This window comes from Paraglaciecola sp. 20A4 (genome assembly GCF_011378905.1).
In the GTDB taxonomy this organism is placed as follows: Bacteria; Pseudomonadota; Gammaproteobacteria; order Enterobacterales; family Alteromonadaceae; genus Paraglaciecola.
Genome location: NZ_WTPY01000002.1, coordinates 101,774 through 121,446, shown reverse-complemented (window position 1 = coordinate 121,446; position 19,673 = coordinate 101,774). Strand labels below are relative to the sequence as shown.

The window sequence follows — 19,673 nt, the reverse complement described above, 5'->3', positions numbered from 1 at the left end:
ACTATTTAGGTACCACTCTATGGCATGGCTGCATACACTGCTGCTAACAATTATATCTGTTCCGCTTAAATGGCTTGTTAAGGTCAACAGCATCCCCACAGATATACAGACCGAACTTGGGATCGATACAGCTAAACCTATTGTCTATTTGTTACGCACACATTCAGTCACCGACCAATTTGCCTTAAAAATGTCGACGAATGAACTTGGTTTGCCCAAACCTACCGATACAGTGAGTATTGGCGGTCAAGAATTACCCGCCTGTTTGTATTTGCAACAACCACGCTCGGTTTTGACCCGCAAAGTGAAAATCACCAATATCGCTGATGATGTGACTCGACTATTTCAAATTCATCGAGAACACCCCGAACTTGATTTACAAATAGTCCCCGTTTCAATATTTTGGGGCAGGGCACCGGGCCGCAAACTATCAGGTTGGTCAGACGTTATCGCTCACCAAGTCTCCCCAAGTTGGCTGCGTAAATTTTTTATCGTTTTATTTTTAGGGCGTGATAATTTCGTATGCTACAGCAAAGCTGTGTCTTCTCGCACCATGGCTGATTTAAAAGGCAGTGACGAGGAAATAGCCCATAAGCTCATTCGATTAGCTGGTACGCATTTTCACCGCCGCCGTCAAAATTTGATTGGCCCAACGCTGCTAGAACGCCAAGCACTTTATAACTCAGTTCTAGGTGCCGACTCAGTTCGCCAAGCGGTGGAAGATGAAGCGCGCACTAAAAAGAAATCTAATCATCAGATTCAAGCAAAAGCTAAAAAATACGTTGACGAAATTGCCGCCGATTATCGCGAGGGCATCGTTAGGATCGGCGACCGCTTGTTAACTAAAATCTGGAACAAAGTATATAACGGTATAGAAGTAAAACATGCCGACAAGGTAAGAGCTCTTGCCCAAAGTGGCCACGAAATTATCTATGTGCCTTGTCATCGCAGCCATATGGATTACTTACTGTTAACCTACGTTATTTATCACGAAGGATTAGTGACCCCTCATATTGCAGCAGGAATAAATCTAAATTTCTGGCCCATAGGCGGCATTTTACGAAAATGTGGTGCCTTTTTTCTACGCCGTAGTTTTGCCGGAAATAAACTATACACCGCTGTATTCAGAGAATATTTGGAGTTGTTATTTAACAAAGGTTACTCGGTAAAATACTACCCTGAAGGCGGCCGAAGTCGTACAGGACGTTTACTGCCCCCCAAAACAGGCATGCTTGCTATGACACTTCAAGCCCTTGTTAAAGGGATTAACAGGCCTGTGAGCATAGTACCTGTTTATATAGGTTATGAGCACGTCATGGAAGTCTCAAGCTATTTAAAAGAACTAAAAGGCACAGACAAGAAGAAGGAATCGTTTTTCCAGGTTTTTTCTGCGGTTCGTAAGCTCAAGAATTATGGTAATGGTTTCCTAAACTTTGGCGACCCAATTAATTTAACGAACTTCCTTGATAGCCAACAGCCTGATTGGCGTGACGCTCAAAGCGCAGAAACAGACAAAAAGCCTCGTTGGTTAACCCCTGTCGTAAATACGTTAGCAAACGATGTCATGGGTCGTATCAACCAAGCTGCCGCAGTCAGTGGAATGTCATTGTGCGCGATGTGTTTATTATCAGCAAAGAAACACGCCATGGCACAAGATGAGTTGGAGCGAGCGATTGATGATTATTTAGCTTTACTGAAACTCGCCCCTTATAGTGAATTATCTAGCGCGCCACAAAGTAATGGCAAAGCGCTACTCGAAAGTACATTAAAACTCAATAAACTTGAAGTATCCCAAGATACGTTTGGCACCATTATTTCGCTTAAACGTAAGAATGCGGTAGCGTTAACCTATTATCGCAATAATATTCTTCATCTGTTCGCCATCCCGGGTTTAATCAGTGCCATCGTATTTGCTCATAAAGGCTTAGCTAAAGATAAAGTCATTGCGTTGGTTGGACAGCTCTATCCGCTTTTGCAACGTGAATTGTTTATCTATATGAATCACGAAAAAGCAATGGAATATACTGACCACATAATAAGCGCCATGCTTGAAACAGGTCTGTTAAAATCCGCGGAAAATGAAATTTTGCCACCAGCTGCTACCAGCAAGGCATTTTATTCGTTTTGGTTACTTAATCGCAGTATTCAAGAAACATTGCAACGCTATGCAGCCGTGCTAACGATCCTGAAAAAAGAGCAAACCATTAGCCGCGGTCGTTTAGAGAAACAAAGTCGCGAATTTGCAGAACGCTTAGCCGCGCTACATGGTATAAATTCACCAGAGTTTTTTGATAAGAACGTATTATCAACCTTTATTCATGCGCTTAAAGACAATGCCTTAATTAATGCATCCAATGAAGGTCAGTTAGAGCACTCTGAAACGAGTGAAGCATTATTGGCCACAGTAGAGAACTTGATTTCTCCTGAAATCGCTCAGCGTTTGCAGCAAATTTAGCAGTTAGGTTGGATAAAAATCTTATTTGGCAGAATAATTGATAAAAAGATGTGTGGGTTTTATCAACCCATCACATCCTTTTTAAGGTTTACTATTTAGTCGAAGTGCCATTTACATCCGACAAGAAAAACTTATAGGCAGGGTTCACGGTTTGCTCAGTGTATTGATAATCTAAAGCATCGAGATGTTGATTAAAGTTATCGCGTTGCTCTGGAGGAATTTCGAAACCACATAATACTAAGCCTGCGGCAGCACCGTGATTACGGTAATGAAACAATGTGATATTCCACGTTTCGCCCAAGGTATTTAAAAACTTCATCAAAGCCCCGGGATATTCCGGAAATTCAAAAGAAAATATATGTTCATTTTGCAGATTAGCTGGGCGGCCGCCCACCATATAACGAACATGTAACTTAGCCGTTTCGTTTTCACTCAGATCAAAACACTGGTAGTCATGAGCTGCGAGCGTTTCAGTAAGCTGTTTAAATTCAGCTCTGCCACCACGTAATTTTACACCTACAAAGATATGTGCTTCACGATCTGTGGCAAAACGGTAGTTGAACTCGGTAATTATACGTCCACCGAGCAACTCACAGAATTGCTTAAAGGCACCAGCATGTTCCGGAATTTTCACCGCAAACACCGCTTCTTTTTGTTCACTTAATTCACAGCGCTCTGACACATAACGCAAGGTATGAAAGTTAATATTGGCGCCACACAAAATACCGCCAAACGTATGCCCTTGCATGGGGTTCTGCTGCAGATATTTATGCATACCGGCTATTGAAAGCGCACCAGCAGGCTCAGCTATTACACGGGTATCATCAAAAATATCTTTAATCGCCGCACAGATTTCATCAGTATTAACCGTGATCACTTCGTCGACATATTCTTGCAATAAACGAAAGGGCTCGGTACCAATCGTTTTCACCGCAACGCCATCGGCGAATATGCCAACAGAGGCCAAGGGTACTGGTTCGCCTGCTTCTAACGCCGCTTGCAAACAAGCCGACTCGTCAGATTCGATAGCAATAATTTTTAAGTCAGGTTTTAACTGCTTAAGGAAAACACTAATGCCCGCAGCTAAACCACCACCGCCAACGGCGATAAACAAGGTATCGATATCGGGGTTTTGCTCGAGTAATTCTCGACCAATCGTACCTTGCCCAACGATAACGTCCTCATCGTCAAAGGGAGCAACCATGGTATAACCATGGACTTTCGCTAGACGCAAGGCTTCGTCCTTAGCCTGATCAAAACTGGTACCAAACAATATAACGTTGGCGTATTCACCGCCAAAGCTGCGCACCGCATCCACTTTAATATCGGGGGTGGTCTCAGGCATAACGATAGTAGCCTGAATTTTTTTCATCCTCGCGGAATACGCCACACCTTGGGCGTGGTTGCCCGCCGAAGCAGCCACCACACCGGCTTGTAATTGTTTATCAGACAAACTAGCAAGTTTGTTATAGGCACCGCGTAATTTAAACGATTTAACCACTTGCTGGTCTTCGCGCTTGAGCCACACTTCATTGCCCAAATTAGCAGATAGTTTGTCAAGTTTGACCAAATCCGTTTTTACCGCCACGTCATAAACGGGCGCTAATAAAATGCGCTTCAAATATTCGCTTGCTGACAGACTCATTTAATCTTCCAACATCGCAGCATTACGCACTGCGCCTTTATCGGCACTGGTTGCTAATAACGCATAAGCTTTAAGAGCCAAAGAGACCTTACGTTGACGCGTAGCGGGTTTCCAAGGCTTGGCGCTTTGCTCCATTTTTTCGCGGCGCGTGGCAAGTTCGCTATCTGAGATATCGACACCAATCTTACGATTAGGTATGTCAATCGTCATGCTATCGCCTTCTTCAACCAAAGCGATACCACCACCACTAGCGGCTTCAGGAGAACAGTGTCCGATAGACAAACCTGACGTGCCACCCGAAAAGCGACCGTCGGTAATCAGTGCACACTGCTTACCTAAACCTTTCGCTTTCAAATACGTGGTTGGATAAAGCATTTCTTGCATACCTGGACCACCTTTAGGACCCTCGTAACGAATAACAACGACATCACCAGCGACCACTTCGTCAGCTAATATGGCTTTTACTGCATCATCTTGGCTTTCATATATACGCGCTCGGCCCGTAAAGACATGAATTGACTCATCTACACCAGCAGTTTTTACAATACAACCTTGCTCTGCAATATTGCCGAACAATACGGCTAAGCCACCTTCTTCACTAAATGCATTTTCACGACTGCGAATACAACCATTTTCTCGATCGATGTCTGCTGTAGGGTAACGACAGTCTTGGCTGAAGGCTTTCGTGGTGCGTATACCTGCTGGACCCGCTCTGTAAAACGTTAGCGCATGTTCGTTAGCTGGATTAGTGACGTCCCATTCTGCAATCACCTCTCCAATCGTTTTACCTAAAACATGCATATTGTCGCCATGTAATAATCCGGCTTTATTCAATTCATTCAGGATACCCAACACGCCACCGGCACGGTGCACATCCTCCATATGGTAAAGCGGGGTAGACGGTGCAACCTTGCACAGGTGTGGCACTTTACGCGACAAACGATCGATATCATCGAGAGTAAAAGGCACTTCTCCTTCAATAGCTGCAGCGATGAGATGTAAAATAGTATTGGTTGAACCGCCCATAGCGATATCAAGACTCATAGCGTTTTCAAACGCTTTAAAATTAGCAATGTTACGTGGTAACACAGAGTCATCGTCTTGTTGATAGTAGCGACGACAAAGCTCAACAATTTGACTACCCGCTTGCTTAAACAATCCTTCACGGTCTGCGTGAGTAGCGAGCATTGAGCCATTACCAGGTAGAGATAAACCAAGGGCTTCGGTTAAGCAGTTCATAGAATTAGCGGTAAACATGCCTGAACATGAACCACAAGTAGGGCAAGCGGAACGTTCTACTTCATTGCTTTCATCATCACTGACATTGTCATCAACCCCTGCAACCATGGCGTCAACCAAATCTAGTTTGATTATTTGGTCTGAAAGCTTCGTTTTACCTGCTTCCATTGGTCCGCCCGAAACAAAAATAACTGGGATATTTAGGCGCATTGCTGCCATTAACATACCCGGAGTGATTTTGTCGCAGTTGGAGATACATACAATAGCGTCGGCACAATGGGCGTTCACCATATATTCGACTGAATCGGCAATGATTTCCCGCGATGGTAAGCTGTATAGCATGCCACTGTGACCCATGGCGATACCGTCATCTACCGCTATGGTGTTAAATTCTTTGGCTACGCCACCTGCCGCTTCGATGCTGCGCGCTACGAGTTGTCCCATGTCTTTTAGATGCACATGGCCAGGTACAAATTGCGTAAATGAATTAGAAACAGCAATAATAGGCTTGCCAAAATCACCATCTTTCATACCAGTCGCACGCCAAAGCGCACGAGCACCGGCCATGTTTCTACCTTGGGTTGTGGTTGCAGAACGTAACTTGGGCATTGTCTCTTCTCTCTACTGTAAATAATGTTAAATAGTCGGCCGAGGCGCATATCGAATTACTTTACGCGTGAAAAACCTCGGCTTATCGTCAAAATCGGTGTTATTTAAATTGTGCTATGTAATGACTCCGCCATTACATTTTAATCGATCTTCCATGTCATGCTAATGAATACATGACAAAAGCAAAAAACCCCCCGAACTTTCGTACGGAGGGTCTAAATAAGTCTGACATTTATCCAGATCTACCCCCCCGGAGAAAACGCCTCCGTTACTGTCACCAAAATAATTACTTTGCTGCACGAGTAGGAATAGAACACTTAGTTAATTACTAACTTAAATTTGGTATATCGTCACTGTATATATAGGTAACACGAACCCCTATGCAGGATCAAGCAATGTTCTATGCTTTTTTTGTGTCGTTTATATGCAAACATAGCTGTTTGGCTATTTAGAATTTGTCATTTATCGGTATCATTCAGTCTCAAATAGCGGTGAGAATATTATGAGTACCTGGTTACATTGGATTGACTTAATGGGCGTCGCAGTTTTTGCTGTTTCAGGCACATTGATGGCTTACAAAAAGCAAATGGATAGTTTTGGTGTCGTAGTGCTGGCGTCAGTAACGGCCATTGGTGGCGGAACATTACGGGACATCATTCTCGATTTACCGGTATTTTGGGTGCAAGATCATAGTTTCTTCTTTGCGATATTGGCAGCGGCTTTTTGCACCATTATTTGGCTCAGAATAAGTCATCGTTTTCCTCTGCGATATTTACAAGTTGCTGATGCAATAGGTCTGGCTTTCTTTAATGTTATGGGCTTACAAAAAGCGCTTACTTACGGCACATCACCTTTTATAGCCATCGCACTAGGTACTATGACAGGCGTGTTTGGTGGCCTTATTCGCGATGTGATCTGTCGTGAAATTCCATTGGTTCTTAAAGGCGAACTTTACGCAACAGCTTGTATCATCGGCGGCTTGAGTTATGTCGTAGCATTATTCTTTGGTTTATCTACTTATAGTTGCATGATACTCGGCTTTGTAATCACCCTAACCATTCGATTATTAGCCATGAAATGGCACTGGAATTTACCGGTATTTAACCCTGAACATATGGAATAACCACCATTAAAGGTAAATGCCAGCAAATCCAACACAGTGGCATTAAGTCTCTGCGTTGACTAGCCTTATAAGATTCTAGTTTGACTTGCAAAGGGCTTTGCATATGTCGTTGGCAGTGGTGTTTTCAAGGGCCAGTGTTGGTATCGATGCGCCTCTTATAACGGTAGAGGTACATCTGGCCAATGGTTTGCCGTGTTTTAACTTAGTTGGCTTACCTGAAGCGTCGGTGCGAGAAGCCAAAGACAGAGTTCGCAGCGCATTAATTAATTCCGGATTTGAATTCCCTGCCCGGCGTATTACGGTCAACCTCGCGCCTGCCGATTTACCCAAGGAAGGCGGTCGTTTCGATCTAGCCATCGCCATCGGTATTATCGCTGCTAGCAATCAGCTCGCTGGCGCAAGCCTAAACGGTATAGAGCTAGTGGGAGAGCTTGCCCTATCAGGTGAAATACGTTCCATCAAAGGCGCGCTACCTTTTACTTATGCCTGCTTCAAAGCGGGTCGCATTGCTATATTACCCCTTGAGAACGCAGAAGAAGCAGCGCTTATCAGTGGCGCAAAGATTGTACCAGCTGGTCAACTACTTGATGTATTTCATCATCTTGGTAAGCAAAAGAGCCTTGCCTTATTCACCTCGAATAATATTGCCAAAGAAGCCGATTATGAGGTTGATTTACAGGATGTAGTGGGACAAATGTCGGCTAAACGTGCGCTGGAAATTGCGGCAGCGGGTGGCCACAATATACTTTTTACCGGCCCGCCAGGCACAGGAAAAACAATGCTTGCGAGTCGCTTAATCACAATATTACCGCCCATGACCGATGAGGAAGCACTTGCAAGTGCCGCTATTCACTCGATTGTCGGCAAACCCGTTAACCCAGAAACATGGAAGCAGCGGGCGTTTCGCCATCCACACCACACCAGTTCAGCTGTGGCTCTCGTCGGAGGTGGGAGTGTGCCAAGACCCGGAGAAATATCATTAGCCCATCACGGTGTTTTATTTTTAGATGAGCTCCCAGAATTCGACCGTAAAGTACTTGATGTTCTACGAGAACCACTAGAATCTGGCTTCGTATCAATATCTAGAGCCGCGCGACAAGCCCAGTTTCCTGCACAATTTCAATTAGTGGCGGCAATGAATCCCAGCCCCACAGGCAGTCTTAATGACGGCCGTTGTACGGCAGATCAAATACTGCGTTATTTAAATCGTATTTCGGGACCTTTTCTGGACCGCATCGATTTACAAGTCGACGTGCCCAAACTAAATAGTAACGAATTTTCCGAGCAAGTGAAGGAACGAGGACACAGTAGTAATGTGATACGTCAACGGGTTATCCAAGCGCGCAATGTCGCCCTCGCCCGCAGTAACAAACCCAATACTTTGCTGGGCAGCAAAGAAGTGCAAAAACACTGTACTCTGTCACCAGAAGATCAGCACTTCTTACAAGGTGCGGTTGAAAAGCTAGGATTGTCTTTACGCACTTATCATCGAGTACTGAAGGTGTCACGTACCATAGCTGATTTAGCAGGCGAGCCTAATATTAAGCGTCAACACCTGGCCGAAGCCCTTAATTACCGCGCCTTTGATCGTATGTTGGCGCAGCTTGCTTACAATTAAATTTTCACTTTATGTGGGCGTTTCTTGTGAATTAAAAATCTTTCGGGTTATGCTTTCTCAACCAAGGCTTTTAATAGCCCTTATTATACCAACGCCATTAAATAATTAGCCACTGAGCGCAATTTATTGGAATTGGTATTAGCTAAAAACAAAAATCACGTAGCGCATCAAGGCTCAACATTGCATTCATTTTCATTTCGCAAATACACCAGAAGGCTTCACTTGTGGTTAGGCTTAAGTCTTGGCGTTTTACTGACAATAATATGCCTATCTGGGGCGATGTTAGTATTTTACGTTGAAATAGATACTTGGCTACACCCGGAGCTAGAACGTTCTCAACTAGCCACAGATAGCAGTTGGGACAGCGCATTACATACACTCAACAACACGTATCCAGATAAAAAAGGCCCTTGGCGAATTGAGGTGAGTGACAGCAAAAGAGCAATGTCAGCTCGCTATTACAACCCCGTAGAAACTCGCAGTGAAGGGTTTGCCCCGTTAATGGTATGGCTATCTAACGATGGCCTATCAGTGCTCCGCGAAGACTATTGGGGACACTATTTAGTCACTTGGCTATACAATTTACACTACACATTACTCTTTGGTGAAATAGGCACTATCGTCATCGGTTACATTGGTTTAGCGACATTGTTGTTGCTGGTGAGCGGATTAGTTTCATGGTGGCCGAAGCAAGGCCAGTGGCATAGGGCGCTCAAATTTAAACGACGTCGCTCACGTATCGGTTTGCTTTACGATTGGCACAAAATACTAGGACTCGCGAGCGTCATTCCCTTGTTGCTGCTTGTTGCCACCGGCGTAATGCTATCCTTGCCACAAGAAACAAATAAGCTCCTAGGGCTAGTGTTTTCACCTGTGCAGACAACGTCTAAACTAAGCGGTGTTGTGAATACGACAATACAGCATACAGTACCGATTTCTGCTGCAATTACCGCAGCCAGACAGGCAAAAGTTGCTAAAAATGGCGCTGATCTATTGCAATCACATCTCGCATGGATCCAAACCCCCGACAACAGTTTAAGTGCTCAACAATTCTATACGTTTCGCTTCCAAATACCTGAAGATCCATCTCATCGCTTCCCCAATACGTTTGTACACGTGGATGCCCATTCAGGGCAGATCATTAATATATTTTCTGCGTGGAAACATGGCCCTGCAAATAGCATAAAAGGTTGGTTGCATGCTTTACACAATGGCAGCGTAGGGGGCTTAGCACTTCGAGTTTTGTGGGTAATTTGTGGCTTGATCGTATTCGCTTTATTTACCTTGGGCTTTACTCGCTGGCGATTGCGCACAGGCAAAAATGCTCCGCCAGCACTGAAAATTTAATCGATTCGTTAGCAGTTAAATAGCGCCTGAATAGCTGGCTCGCTTTGACGTTTTCGGATACAGCATAATCCAATCTGATAGGGTTCGATATCATCGAGTTTAATGCGATTTACCCGCTGACTAATGGTCGAATTATCAAGCACGATTTCCGGCACTATGCCCAACCCGCAGCCTAAAGCAACCATACTGACAATCGCTTCATTACCTGCAACCGTTGCATATACTCGCGGACGGATCCCTTGTTCAGCAAACCAATGGTGCACGATACGTTTTGACGGCCCAGACTCTGGTAAAATAACCGAGTGCTCGCGCCAATCCACTTGGTTTAAACGTGTTAGTTGGGTGTCTTTAGGCGCAATAAGTAATAAAGGAACCTCCCCTAAAGGCAAAAACGTCAATTCTTGGGGAAAGTCAGGAGTATGAATCGCAATTGATGCGTCAACTTCTTGTTGCATGACCTTACTGGCTGATAATGCAGGGTCTCCCGTGCTGAGCTTTATCTCTACTTGAGGATATTTATGACGAAAACTATCAAGTAATTTTGGTAGATGACTTTGACTCGCAGTTACTGAGCAATAAAGACTTAGTTCACCTTGTATTTGATTATGATCTTGTTGTAATTCCCACTTAACTTTTTTCCATTCTGACAAGGTTTGCTGACTAAAACGAAGTAATTTAGCCCCCGCAGCGGTCAGTTTTACTTTACGATTATCACGAACAAAAAGGGATGTTCCACAATCTACCTCAAGGCGCTGAATGATGCGGCTTAACGTTGAAGGACTTACAAACAGGGCTTCGGCAGTTTTACTAAAATGTAAACTGCTGGCCAAATGTTGGAACAATTCGAGGCTCTTAATATCCACATTAATTCCTTATCAAATACAGTATTGCAAAATATGAAACGTTACGTTGCAAATATATCATTTTAATCAACGGAAGAAATACCCTATTCTCTCAATCACACGAGATCGTCACTGACTTGTTGCACTTATAGGAATCAAAAAGAATGGCAAATTATTTCAATACATTATCTTTACGTCAGCAACTAGACCAAATTGGTCGTTGCCGATTCATGCAGCGCAGCGAATTTTCAGAAGGCTGTAATTTTCTTAAAGGTAAAAAGATCGTAATCGTAGGTTGTGGCGCTCAAGGTTTAAACCAAGGCCTTAATATGCGCGATTCAGGTTTAGACGTTTCTTATACTTTACGTCAAGCCGCAATCGATGAAAAACGCGAATCATTTCAGCGTGCTAGCGGTAACGGTTTCACCGTTGGTACATATAAAGAACTTATTCCAAGCGCTGACATAGTGTACAACTTAACACCTGATAAACAGCATTCAAGCGTAGTTGAAGCAATTATGCCGTTGATGAAAGAAGGTGCTGCACTCGGTTATTCTCACGGTTTCAACATCGTTGAAGAAGGGCAGCAAATTCGTTCAGACATCACAGTTGTGATGTGCGCACCTAAATGCCCAGGTACTGAAGTCCGTGAAGAATACAAACGCGGATTCGGGGTACCCACACTTATCGCAGTTCATCCTGAGAATGATCCACAGCAACAAGGCTGGGATATTGCTAAAGCATTAGCAAGTGCCACCGGCGGCGACCGCGCAGGTGTGCTTGAATCTTCTTTTGTAGCTGAAGTTAAGTCTGACTTAATGGGCGAACAAACTATTCTTTGTGGTATGCAGCAAACAGCAGCGGTTCTTGGTTACGAAAAAATGGTTGCGGATGGTATCGACCCAGCTTATGCAGGCGCGTTGATCCAATTCGGTCTAGAAGCTATCACCGAAGCACTTAAAATCGGTGGTGTTACCAACATGATGGATAGGCTATCTAACCCAGCTAAAATCAAAGCATTTGATTTATCTGAACAATTAAAAGATATGTTGAAACCGTTATTTGGTAAACATCAAGACGATATTATCAGTGGCGAGTTTTCGCGCACCATGATGGAAGATTGGGCTAACGGCGATGCAAACCTATTAAAGTGGCGTGAAGAAACAGGTCAATCAGGTTTTGAAAATGCCCCTGAATACAGCGGTAAAATCGATGAGCAAGAGTTTTTCGACAACGGCGTATTTATTGTTGCCATGATCAAAGCGGGTGTTGAACTAGCATTTGACGTAATGGTTGAAGCAGGCATTCTTCCTGAATCAGCGTATTACGAGTCACTACATGAAACGCCACTTATTTCGAATACTATTGCTCGTAAACGTTTGTACGAAATGAATGTCGTTATCTCTGACACCGCTGAATATGGCAACTACTTATTTGCGAACGTAGCCATCCCATTATTAGCAGATAAATTAATGCCAGGCATAGGCACCGAGTTAATCGGTAAGCCATTTGCAGCGTCCAGTAACAGTGTTGACAATAAAAAGCTTGTTGCCGTAAATAAATCAATTCGTGAGCATGGTGTTGAAAGCGTAGGTGACAAATTACGTGGCTACATGACTGACATGAAAGCCATTGTTGAAGCGGTCTAACCCTTCAAAAAATGAATAGTAAACTAAACGATTTCTGTCGTTAGGTGCTGTAAAAAGCCCTTTTTGCCCAGCCAATTTGGCTGGGCTTTTTTATGTCTGTAGCGACAAAGTCAATATGAATTAAGACAATATTCAGCCAATTTTTAAATCACATGTGGCCGATTTTGAAGGTTATTTGTTTATAAATAGCGCAAAAATAATGTCAAAAAGACGAAAAATTTCTCTCTCAACAGTCATTACAATTGATATTCTTGCAATGCAATTAACGTATGAAAACGTCTAATTTTAGTACAAAAAACAATCATTAATTATAATAATTGTGCGCTTATTCAGTCGCATATTGGCTACTAATTCTCAGATGCGGCATACAGAATTTGCTAAATGTTCGCCAGGTCACAATTTATTTTTTTGATTGCTATCAAATACTATTTTTGTCGTAACAACAGATGATAATTATGGTTAAAAGAGAAGGTGTGTAGCTAAAAGCATACAGAGAAAAGTATACTTTTTTGTTATAAAAATCATATACAAAGATATAGACCTTAGTCTAATGGAACAAATTATTAACAATCCATATGAGTGAAATAAGCGATTGTCTCTATATAGCAACACGAAAAAAATTATCCCTGCCGTAAGCCCTTGTTATTAGCGGAAAAAAAACATGGCCTATGTATTGCTTTACACGAAGTTCCCGAACTCCCAAATGTTTACCCACCAAGATAACAGGAAATCCAATGAGCGAAAAAATAACTAGAATGACTAAAATGGGCGATTGGGTCTTTGAAGTAAAAATGGTTAGAGCGTTAAAAGTCGCCAAACATGGAGATCCTTATTCAGCAGTCGCTATGCTTACCGCCAATGGCGAGCAAATGTATATCGATACCCAACTAACCAAAGACAATGAAGAACTATCTAAAAGCGATTTTCTAACCATTTACAAATTTTGTGAGTCGTTAGACATGAAATATGTATGCTATGACCGCATGAAAAATGGTGTTCGTAGTTCAAAAGTTCTTGCTATAGAGCCCACTAAAGTCCAACGTCCTGCCATTCGTTTAGTTAAGTAGTTTTCAATTATTTATCCGTTTCAGAACAACTCGACTACATAACAACGTCGTCCTGCTTTCATTGTTAAGGATAACAATGAGGCACGTTGCATTACGCCCCATCATTATTAATCTTCTTTTAGTTTTTACTCATAGGTATAATCTTAAGCTCTACCCGACGATTTTTCTGACGACCAGCCTCAGTAGCGTTGTCAGCTATCGGCGTATATTCCCCCATACCGAGTGTCGAAATTCGTCTGTTATCGACGCCATTCTGCAATAAGTAATTTTTCACACTATTGGCCCGAGCTTCAGACAAACGTTGGTTCATATCATCAGCGCCGGTACTATCGGTATGACCTTCTACCATTAATGTAGTTTTTTCATACTTGTTAATAACCAATGCCACATCTTTTAATACAGGGTAAAAACTAGCGTCAACTGAGGCATTCCCAGAACTGAACGTAATACTGCTAGGCATATATAAGCGCAAAGTATCGCCCTCACGATAAACCTCAACGCCACTGTCAGCTAGTTCATCACGAAACTCCTGCTCTTGGTTATCCATGTAATTACCAATGGCAGAGCCCGCTAGAGCGCCGACTGCTGCGCCCCATACATAACGGCTCTTGTCGTTGTCGCCAGTGCCCTTACCCAGTAAAGCACCTACGACAGCACCAATACCTGCGCCTTTTTGCGTGTTAGAGGCGTTACCCATGGAATTAGAGGCACACCCGCCTAGCATTAAGCTCGACAAGGCTAATCCAACTACTAACTTCTTGTACATCTGAGACTCCTTAGAAAACAACTTTGACCTAACATTTATTACTACGTTACGTTGGACAAAATTTATAATGCCAATTATCCAGTCTTTAGCTGAACGATATATGAATGCTTTACTAAAGCCTTGAAGCACGAACTGTTCCAAGGCAATTAAGATAGTCCTTAAACAAAAGGTTTAGGGGCATAGAATGAATGGTCGTTATGTTAGTGCTTTTGGTCGCTCAGCAAACCAAAAAAACAAAAATGAAGCGAAGCCAAAACCAACAAAACCAATAGCGATAGGGGTCATGGTGTTTTCAATAAAGCTACCTACAAATACTGCAGAGGGTACAGATATAATGCTACTCAGTGAGCCGATGATCGCTGCACCAAGTCCAGCTGTATCACCCAAAGGTTGCATCGCCATGGAATTAAGATTCCCAAATAAAATGCCAATACAGAAAAATGCAGCAAATAAAATGCTAATTAAGTAATTAAGAGGTGGAAGTCCACCATATATTAAGCACATGATCAGTAATATAGTGGTGAATCCGAGCCAACCAAAAATAGCCCAAGTACATAATTTACGCATGCCCAAACGCATGACTAACGTACCATTAATAAATGATGCAAAGCCAATTGAAAAAGCGAGCAGAGCGAAATAGAGAGGGAATAGCTCCCCTGTATCATATATAATCTGAAATACGGTCTGAGAAGCGCTGATATAGGCTAGAAAGCCACCGAAGACCAAGCCCATAGAGAAAGTGTAAAACATCACGAGCTTATTCCTCAGAATAAAGCGGCTAGAATGATAAAGCTGATGCCAACTAAAGGGAACACGCTTGTCTTTGGGTAACGTTTCGGGTTGACGCAGAAAATACCATACGCCAGTTAGCAAGCCGATAACCAAGAATGATGAAAAAATATGCTGCCATGAAAACCAAAAAAGAACCGCTTGACCGAAACTCGGGGCCAGCATAGGCACCAAAATAAACACCATCATAATAAAGGACATTACTCGGGCCATTGCTTCACCTTTATATTGGTCTCTTATTACTGCTAAAGCTGCAATACGCGGACCTGACACCCCAAAAGCTTGAATAACGCGTCCGATTAATAACACCGTCAAAGACTCGGCAAACATACACACAACCGTGCCAACAGCAAAAATGATCAACCCAGTAATAATAGTATAACGTCGGCCTTTCGCGTCAGAAAGGGGTCCAAAATACAGTTGGCCAAACGCCATACCGATGAAAAAAAGCGAAACAATTAGGTGAGTATCTTGAGGATCCGTGATCGCTAAATCTAACGCAATCTGATTTAAAGCCGGTAGCATGGCATCAATGCTCAATGCCACTAAAGAGGTCATTAACGCCATTAACGCTACGAACTCGACTAATCCTAAAGCAGGTTTAACCTTGGTAGCATTTTTAGAGCGGGCGTTGGGCATGAAAATTCCTCTATTAGATTAAACGTTAATTCTACCATTGACTGAAGTATGACTTGAACGTTTTATCAACCTTACTCGTCATTTACTGAAAGAAATATTTATCATCTTTGACTTTTGGTTAATTGCCATTCAAAAACGCTGATATATCGTAAAAGCTAATGATAAAACATGACATTAGCGCTACAACCTTATTACATATAAGACCAGCTTACGACGTTGCCACTCATGCTAGTATCAGGTGTGATTGATTTAAAACGGTACGATGACACTTTGTGTGATTACATCACCACCGGTGCGCGTCACAATAAACAATCGTCCATAATCTTTCTCCGACAAATCTTTAGCTTGCCCTCCAAGCGCACGGACTAAGTCAGGTATTGTATTACTATGCCCCGCCACCAACACATCATGTTGAGCCGAAATGAGTTGAATAAACGCTTGAGGTTCAGAAGGATCATAGATGGTAACCGACATGTTTTGCTGCTTGGCAGTATCAGCGACGGTTTGCGTAGTACGCTTATAATCGGTTGAGAACACCTTCGATAATGGAATGTAACGAAAGTAATCAGCTAAAGCAGCTGCACGCTGATGCCCCTTGGTCGTTAAGTTAGGATCATCGCCGATTTGTTTTTCAAAATGACGCACAAAATACCAGCGCTGCTCCGCGCTTGCCTCGCCCAATCCTACCGTTAAAGCGAGGGCTAAAAAAGTCATGCAATACAAACGAACAGAGGTACAGCGCATTGATCTTTACCCTTCTACTTTAGCTAAATCTTTGATGCGTCCGTTGCGTAGGCTATAGATCCAACTATGAATACGCACTCGCTGCCCACGTGCAGCGGCATCTTTGAATATATTACTACGACGAATATTATTCGCCTGCTCGATCACGTTTAACTCACATAACCGCGCTGAACGCTGCTCGCCCGATAGTGTTGCAAGCTCTTCTTGATGAAATTTGGCGATATCTTTAATGTTCTCTAGCCAATTATCAATTAAGCCAAGCTGTTGATCCTGAAGCGCAGCATCTATGCCGCCGCAGCCATAGTGACCACACACAATCACATGCTTTACTTTAAGCACGTCGATTGCGTACTGTAAAACTGACAAGCAGTTAAAGTCGGTATGTACCACTAAATTAGCGACGTTACGGTGTACAAATATATCCCCAGGCACAAGCCCTAAAAGTTGGTTTGCAGGAACCCGGCTATCAGAACATCCAATCCACAAATATTCTGGTTTTTGCAGATTGGCAAGCTTATCAAAAAAATTAGGTTCAGCCTCTTTCATCCCCTCTGACCAAATTCTATTATTTTCAAGTAGTTGTAATATATCGCTCATAAACCCTCGCTTGTAATGAGCGCAGCATAGTGAAACTACACTGTGCAACAGTTCTTACCATTGGTCGGCGATTTTCTCGCTAAGCTAAGTGACCGCCGACCTACGTTTAATTGACAACTTCCCCATCGCAATGGCGTTGCCCAAAATAACAAAGAAAACCCCTATTAATGAAGCTAAATACCATTGGTAGCCTTCAAAAATGGTCGAAACTAATAGCGCAACAATAGGATAAACCAACACCACATATGCTGTTTTATCAGAGCCCATCTGACGAACTAACTTCATATATGCGCCAAACGCGATAACTGAACCAAAGATGCTTAAATACGATATCGCTAAGTAGTATTCCCAGCGCGTAGGCAGCACCCAATCAATGTCGCTTACCAAAGCAAAAGCCAATATACTTATGGAACCATAACTCATGGCCCAAAAATTCATCTGCACCACAGGTGTACCATAATCTAAAATACGTTCAGACAAGACGTTACCCAAACCAGCAAATAAAAACGACGTCAGTGCTAATGTAATACCAAAAACGAGTAAAGTATCTGCCTTTAGTTGGGAAAATTCCGGATAAAAAATCAGCCCAATACCAAGCATACCAAATGCCGCTCCAACGACGACTTCCATACGAATAGGCTTCTTCAAAATAACCCGCCTGAGCAGTACATTAATATAAATCATGCCTGAGCTCATCAAGGCGACTAGCGCACTAATAATATATTGCTGACTTAAGTACAGTAAACTGTACTCCAGACCATAAAAACATAATCCCGCTGCTGCCATTTTGATGTGTAAATGCTTAGGCAAACGTAAAGATAAGCCCCTAACCGCGCAGAAAATACCTAAAATGGCAGCGGCAAGAGAAAAACGAATAGCCACAGATAAAATCGGGTGTATCTCACCTAACTGAAATGTAATGGCAATCCAAGTCGTTCCCCATATAAGAGCGACAATTGCAAATAAGGCTGAATTAGACAACTAGATCCCTCGAATCAGATAACGTTATACTCGTTGGCGATTCTATCTTTAAATGAACGATAAGTAGCGAAAGATGAAAAAAATAATAATAAGTTTTAGCGTTTTTATTTTACTGTTAATTGGTCTGCTATTTTATCGAGCCAATAGTTTTTATAGCGACCAACAATATGTGGTAGAAACGCCAATTGAGCCAGTAAAAATTGATACGCAGGCCGCTTTAAACCGCTTTTCACAGGCGATTCAAATACCCACTATATCTTTTGATGACCGTAGTCAATTTGACGAAAAAGCCTTCTTAGCCTTCCAGCAATATTTAAAAGACTCTTTTCCTCTTGTTCACCAACGGGCCAACCTAGATGTGATCAATGACTATAGCCTGCTCTACCATCTAAAGGGGAGTGACCCGACGCTTAAACCCGCTCTTTTTATGGGCCACATGGATGTCGTGCCTGTGGATGAAGCAACAGCAAATCAGTGGCAACATCCTCCTTTTAGCGGAGAAATCATCGAAGGCACAGTTTGGGGGCGCGGCACGATTGACGACAAAATAAGTGTTGTCGCGTTGATGGAATCTATGGAGATGCTGCTGGCACAAAATATTCAACCTAAGCGCAGTATCTATTTTGCCTTTGGCCACGATGAAGAGTCGGGGGGTAAAGACGGAGCGCGACAAATCGCTGCATTTTTAGCGAAACAAAACGTCACCTTTGAGTTTGTTCTAGATGAGGGGGGCGTAGTGACTGAGAACATGTTACCTGGTGTATCAAAGCCAGTGGCGGTGATCGGTGTAGCTGAAAAGGGGTTTGTGAACCTTCGTTTAACGGTTAAAGCAGCTGGTGGGCACTCTTCGCAACCACCAGCACACACGGCGGCCGGCATACTCGCACAAGCCATAGTTAAGGTTGAAGCCAGCCCGTTTAGTGCTGACATGCGCTTTATCCTCGATACATTTCAACATATTGGTTTCGCTACCGACTTAGCCACGCGCATACCCATGTCGAACTTATGGTTATTCTCTCCAGCTGTAGAAAGCATGATGCTGGACAGTCCGAGTTCAGCGGCTAGCATTCGCACCTCAACGGCGGTAACGATGTTAAAAGGCAGTTCTAAATCTAACGTTTTACCCACAGAAGCAGAAGCGGTGGTTAATTTTAGGATATTACCAGGGGATACCGTCGACAGTGTTACTCAGCACATTACCAAAGCGATAGGCGACCCTAGAGTTGAAATCGAAGCCTTTATGACTAATGAAGCATCACCCGTCTCATCCACTGAAACCTATGGCTATAAACTTATTGAGCAAACAATACGGCGTTTAGAGCCTAATTTGCTGGTTGCGCCTTATTTAGTGCAAGGCGGGACTGATGCCTCTAATTTCTATGGGCTGTCAGACAATGTTTATCGGTTTATGATGGTGCGGCTTAATCCGCACACGATGAAACGTTTTCATGGTGTGAATGAGCAAATCGCCGTTGCAGATTACTTGCAAGCCATCCAGTTTTACTACGCAATGGTTAAGCAGGCATCTCAAGGCTAGCCTGCTTTTATTGATTAGCTTAACAA

15 protein-coding genes are annotated in these 19,673 nt (G+C 43.0%); 7 read left to right on the top strand and 8 right to left on the bottom strand.

The genetic code is table 11. The features are described 5' to 3' along the window. Positions 1-19 precede the first annotated feature (19 nt). Positions 20-2,455 (top strand): glycerol-3-phosphate 1-O-acyltransferase PlsB, encoded by a 2,436-nt coding sequence (gene plsB / locus GQS54_RS03005; protein ID WP_166422529.1) that lies wholly within the window; start codon positions 20-22, stop codon positions 2,453-2,455. Between the two features lie 91 nt (positions 2,456-2,546). Here the strand turns inward: plsB and ilvA are convergent, their stop codons facing one another. Next, positions 2,547-4,100, bottom strand: a complete 1,554-nt coding sequence (ilvA, locus tag GQS54_RS03000) for a threonine ammonia-lyase, biosynthetic (RefSeq protein WP_166422528.1) — start codon at positions 4,098-4,100, stop codon at positions 2,547-2,549. Further along, a complete protein-coding gene (gene ilvD, locus GQS54_RS02995; RefSeq protein WP_166422527.1) occupies positions 4,101-5,948 on the bottom strand; it encodes a dihydroxy-acid dehydratase in 1,848 nt (615 codons plus the stop codon). 502 nt (positions 5,949-6,450) lie between these two features. Here ilvD and GQS54_RS02990 point away from each other — a divergent pair. From GQS54_RS02990 to GQS54_RS02980, 3 genes are all read left to right on the top strand, one after another. Next, positions 6,451-7,071 carry a trimeric intracellular cation channel family protein gene (locus tag GQS54_RS02990; protein ID WP_166422526.1) on the top strand — a complete coding sequence of 207 codons (621 nt, stop codon included), beginning with the start codon at positions 6,451-6,453 and terminating at the stop codon, positions 7,069-7,071. A 103-nt stretch (positions 7,072-7,174) separates the two neighbouring features. Further along, positions 7,175-8,689, top strand: coding sequence for a YifB family Mg chelatase-like AAA ATPase (locus GQS54_RS02985; RefSeq protein WP_166422525.1), 1,515 nt, complete (start codon positions 7,175-7,177; stop codon positions 8,687-8,689). A 126-nt stretch (positions 8,690-8,815) separates the two neighbouring features. Beyond that, positions 8,816-10,036: a PepSY-associated TM helix domain-containing protein gene (locus tag GQS54_RS02980; protein ID WP_240919813.1), complete on the top strand. Its 1,221-nt coding sequence runs from the start codon at positions 8,816-8,818 to the stop codon at positions 10,034-10,036. 8 nt (positions 10,037-10,044) lie between these two features. On the opposite strand, the gene ilvY is transcribed toward GQS54_RS02980, so the two are convergent. Further along, a complete protein-coding gene (gene ilvY, locus GQS54_RS02975; RefSeq protein ID WP_166422524.1) occupies positions 10,045-10,899 on the bottom strand; it encodes an HTH-type transcriptional activator IlvY in 855 nt (284 codons plus the stop codon). Between the two features lie 143 nt (positions 10,900-11,042). On the opposite strand from ilvY, the gene ilvC reads away from it, so the two are divergent. Next, positions 11,043-12,527 carry a ketol-acid reductoisomerase gene (gene ilvC, locus GQS54_RS02970; RefSeq protein WP_166422523.1) on the top strand — a complete coding sequence of 495 codons (1,485 nt, stop codon included), beginning with the start codon at positions 11,043-11,045 and terminating at the stop codon, positions 12,525-12,527. Positions 12,528-13,282: 755 nt separating this feature from the next. Next, positions 13,283-13,594 (top strand): hypothetical protein, encoded by a 312-nt coding sequence (locus tag GQS54_RS02965; RefSeq protein WP_158772351.1) that lies wholly within the window; start codon positions 13,283-13,285, stop codon positions 13,592-13,594. A gap of 118 nt (positions 13,595-13,712) precedes the next feature. Here GQS54_RS02965 and GQS54_RS02960 read toward each other — a convergent pair whose 3' ends face one another. The 5 genes from GQS54_RS02960 to GQS54_RS02940 form a co-directional block, all read right to left on the bottom strand. Further along, the gene (locus GQS54_RS02960) at positions 13,713-14,360 is read right to left on the bottom strand and encodes an OmpA family protein (RefSeq protein WP_166422522.1); all 648 of its coding nucleotides are present in this window, start codon (positions 14,358-14,360) and stop codon (positions 13,713-13,715) included. A 195-nt stretch (positions 14,361-14,555) separates the two neighbouring features. Next, the gene (locus GQS54_RS02955) at positions 14,556-15,788 is read right to left on the bottom strand and encodes a multidrug effflux MFS transporter (protein ID WP_166422521.1); all 1,233 of its coding nucleotides are present in this window, start codon (positions 15,786-15,788) and stop codon (positions 14,556-14,558) included. Positions 15,789-16,037: 249 nt separating this feature from the next. Beyond that, positions 16,038-16,532: a histidine phosphatase family protein gene (locus tag GQS54_RS02950; RefSeq protein WP_166422520.1), complete on the bottom strand. Its 495-nt coding sequence runs from the start codon at positions 16,530-16,532 to the stop codon at positions 16,038-16,040. Positions 16,533-16,538: 6 nt separating this feature from the next. Then, positions 16,539-17,129, bottom strand: a complete 591-nt coding sequence (can, locus tag GQS54_RS02945) for a carbonate dehydratase (protein ID WP_166422519.1) — start codon at positions 17,127-17,129, stop codon at positions 16,539-16,541. Between the two features lie 84 nt (positions 17,130-17,213). Further along, positions 17,214-18,110, bottom strand: coding sequence for a DMT family transporter (locus tag GQS54_RS02940; protein ID WP_166422518.1), 897 nt, complete (start codon positions 18,108-18,110; stop codon positions 17,214-17,216). 73 nt (positions 18,111-18,183) lie between these two features. Between GQS54_RS02940 and GQS54_RS02935 the strand changes: the two genes are divergently transcribed. After that, a complete protein-coding gene (locus GQS54_RS02935; RefSeq protein ID WP_166422517.1) occupies positions 18,184-19,647 on the top strand; it encodes a M20 family peptidase in 1,464 nt (487 codons plus the stop codon). Positions 19,648-19,673 lie beyond the last annotated feature (26 nt).

Excerpts from the sequence above, each read along its gene's own strand:
- plsB (WP_166422529.1), top strand. The coding sequence starts at position 20 with ATGGCATGGCTGCATACACTGCTGCTAACAATTATATCTGTTCCGCTT.
- ilvA (WP_166422528.1), bottom strand. The coding sequence starts at position 4,100 with ATGAGTCTGTCAGCAAGCGAATATTTGAAGCGCATTTTATTAGCGCCC.
- ilvD (WP_166422527.1), bottom strand. The coding sequence starts at position 5,948 with ATGCCCAAGTTACGTTCTGCAACCACAACCCAAGGTAGAAACATGGCC.
- GQS54_RS02990 (WP_166422526.1), top strand. The coding sequence starts at position 6,451 with ATGAGTACCTGGTTACATTGGATTGACTTAATGGGCGTCGCAGTTTTT.
- GQS54_RS02985 (WP_166422525.1), top strand. The coding sequence starts at position 7,175 with ATGTCGTTGGCAGTGGTGTTTTCAAGGGCCAGTGTTGGTATCGATGCG.
- ilvC (WP_166422523.1), top strand. The coding sequence starts at position 11,043 with ATGGCAAATTATTTCAATACATTATCTTTACGTCAGCAACTAGACCAA.
- GQS54_RS02965 (WP_158772351.1), top strand. The coding sequence starts at position 13,283 with ATGACTAAAATGGGCGATTGGGTCTTTGAAGTAAAAATGGTTAGAGCG.
- GQS54_RS02960 (WP_166422522.1), bottom strand. The coding sequence starts at position 14,360 with ATGTACAAGAAGTTAGTAGTTGGATTAGCCTTGTCGAGCTTAATGCTA.
- GQS54_RS02955 (WP_166422521.1), bottom strand. The coding sequence starts at position 15,788 with ATGCCCAACGCCCGCTCTAAAAATGCTACCAAGGTTAAACCTGCTTTA.
- GQS54_RS02950 (WP_166422520.1), bottom strand. The coding sequence starts at position 16,532 with ATGCGCTGTACCTCTGTTCGTTTGTATTGCATGACTTTTTTAGCCCTC.
- can (WP_166422519.1), bottom strand. The coding sequence starts at position 17,129 with ATGAGCGATATATTACAACTACTTGAAAATAATAGAATTTGGTCAGAG.
- GQS54_RS02935 (WP_166422517.1), top strand. The coding sequence starts at position 18,184 with ATGAAAAAAATAATAATAAGTTTTAGCGTTTTTATTTTACTGTTAATT.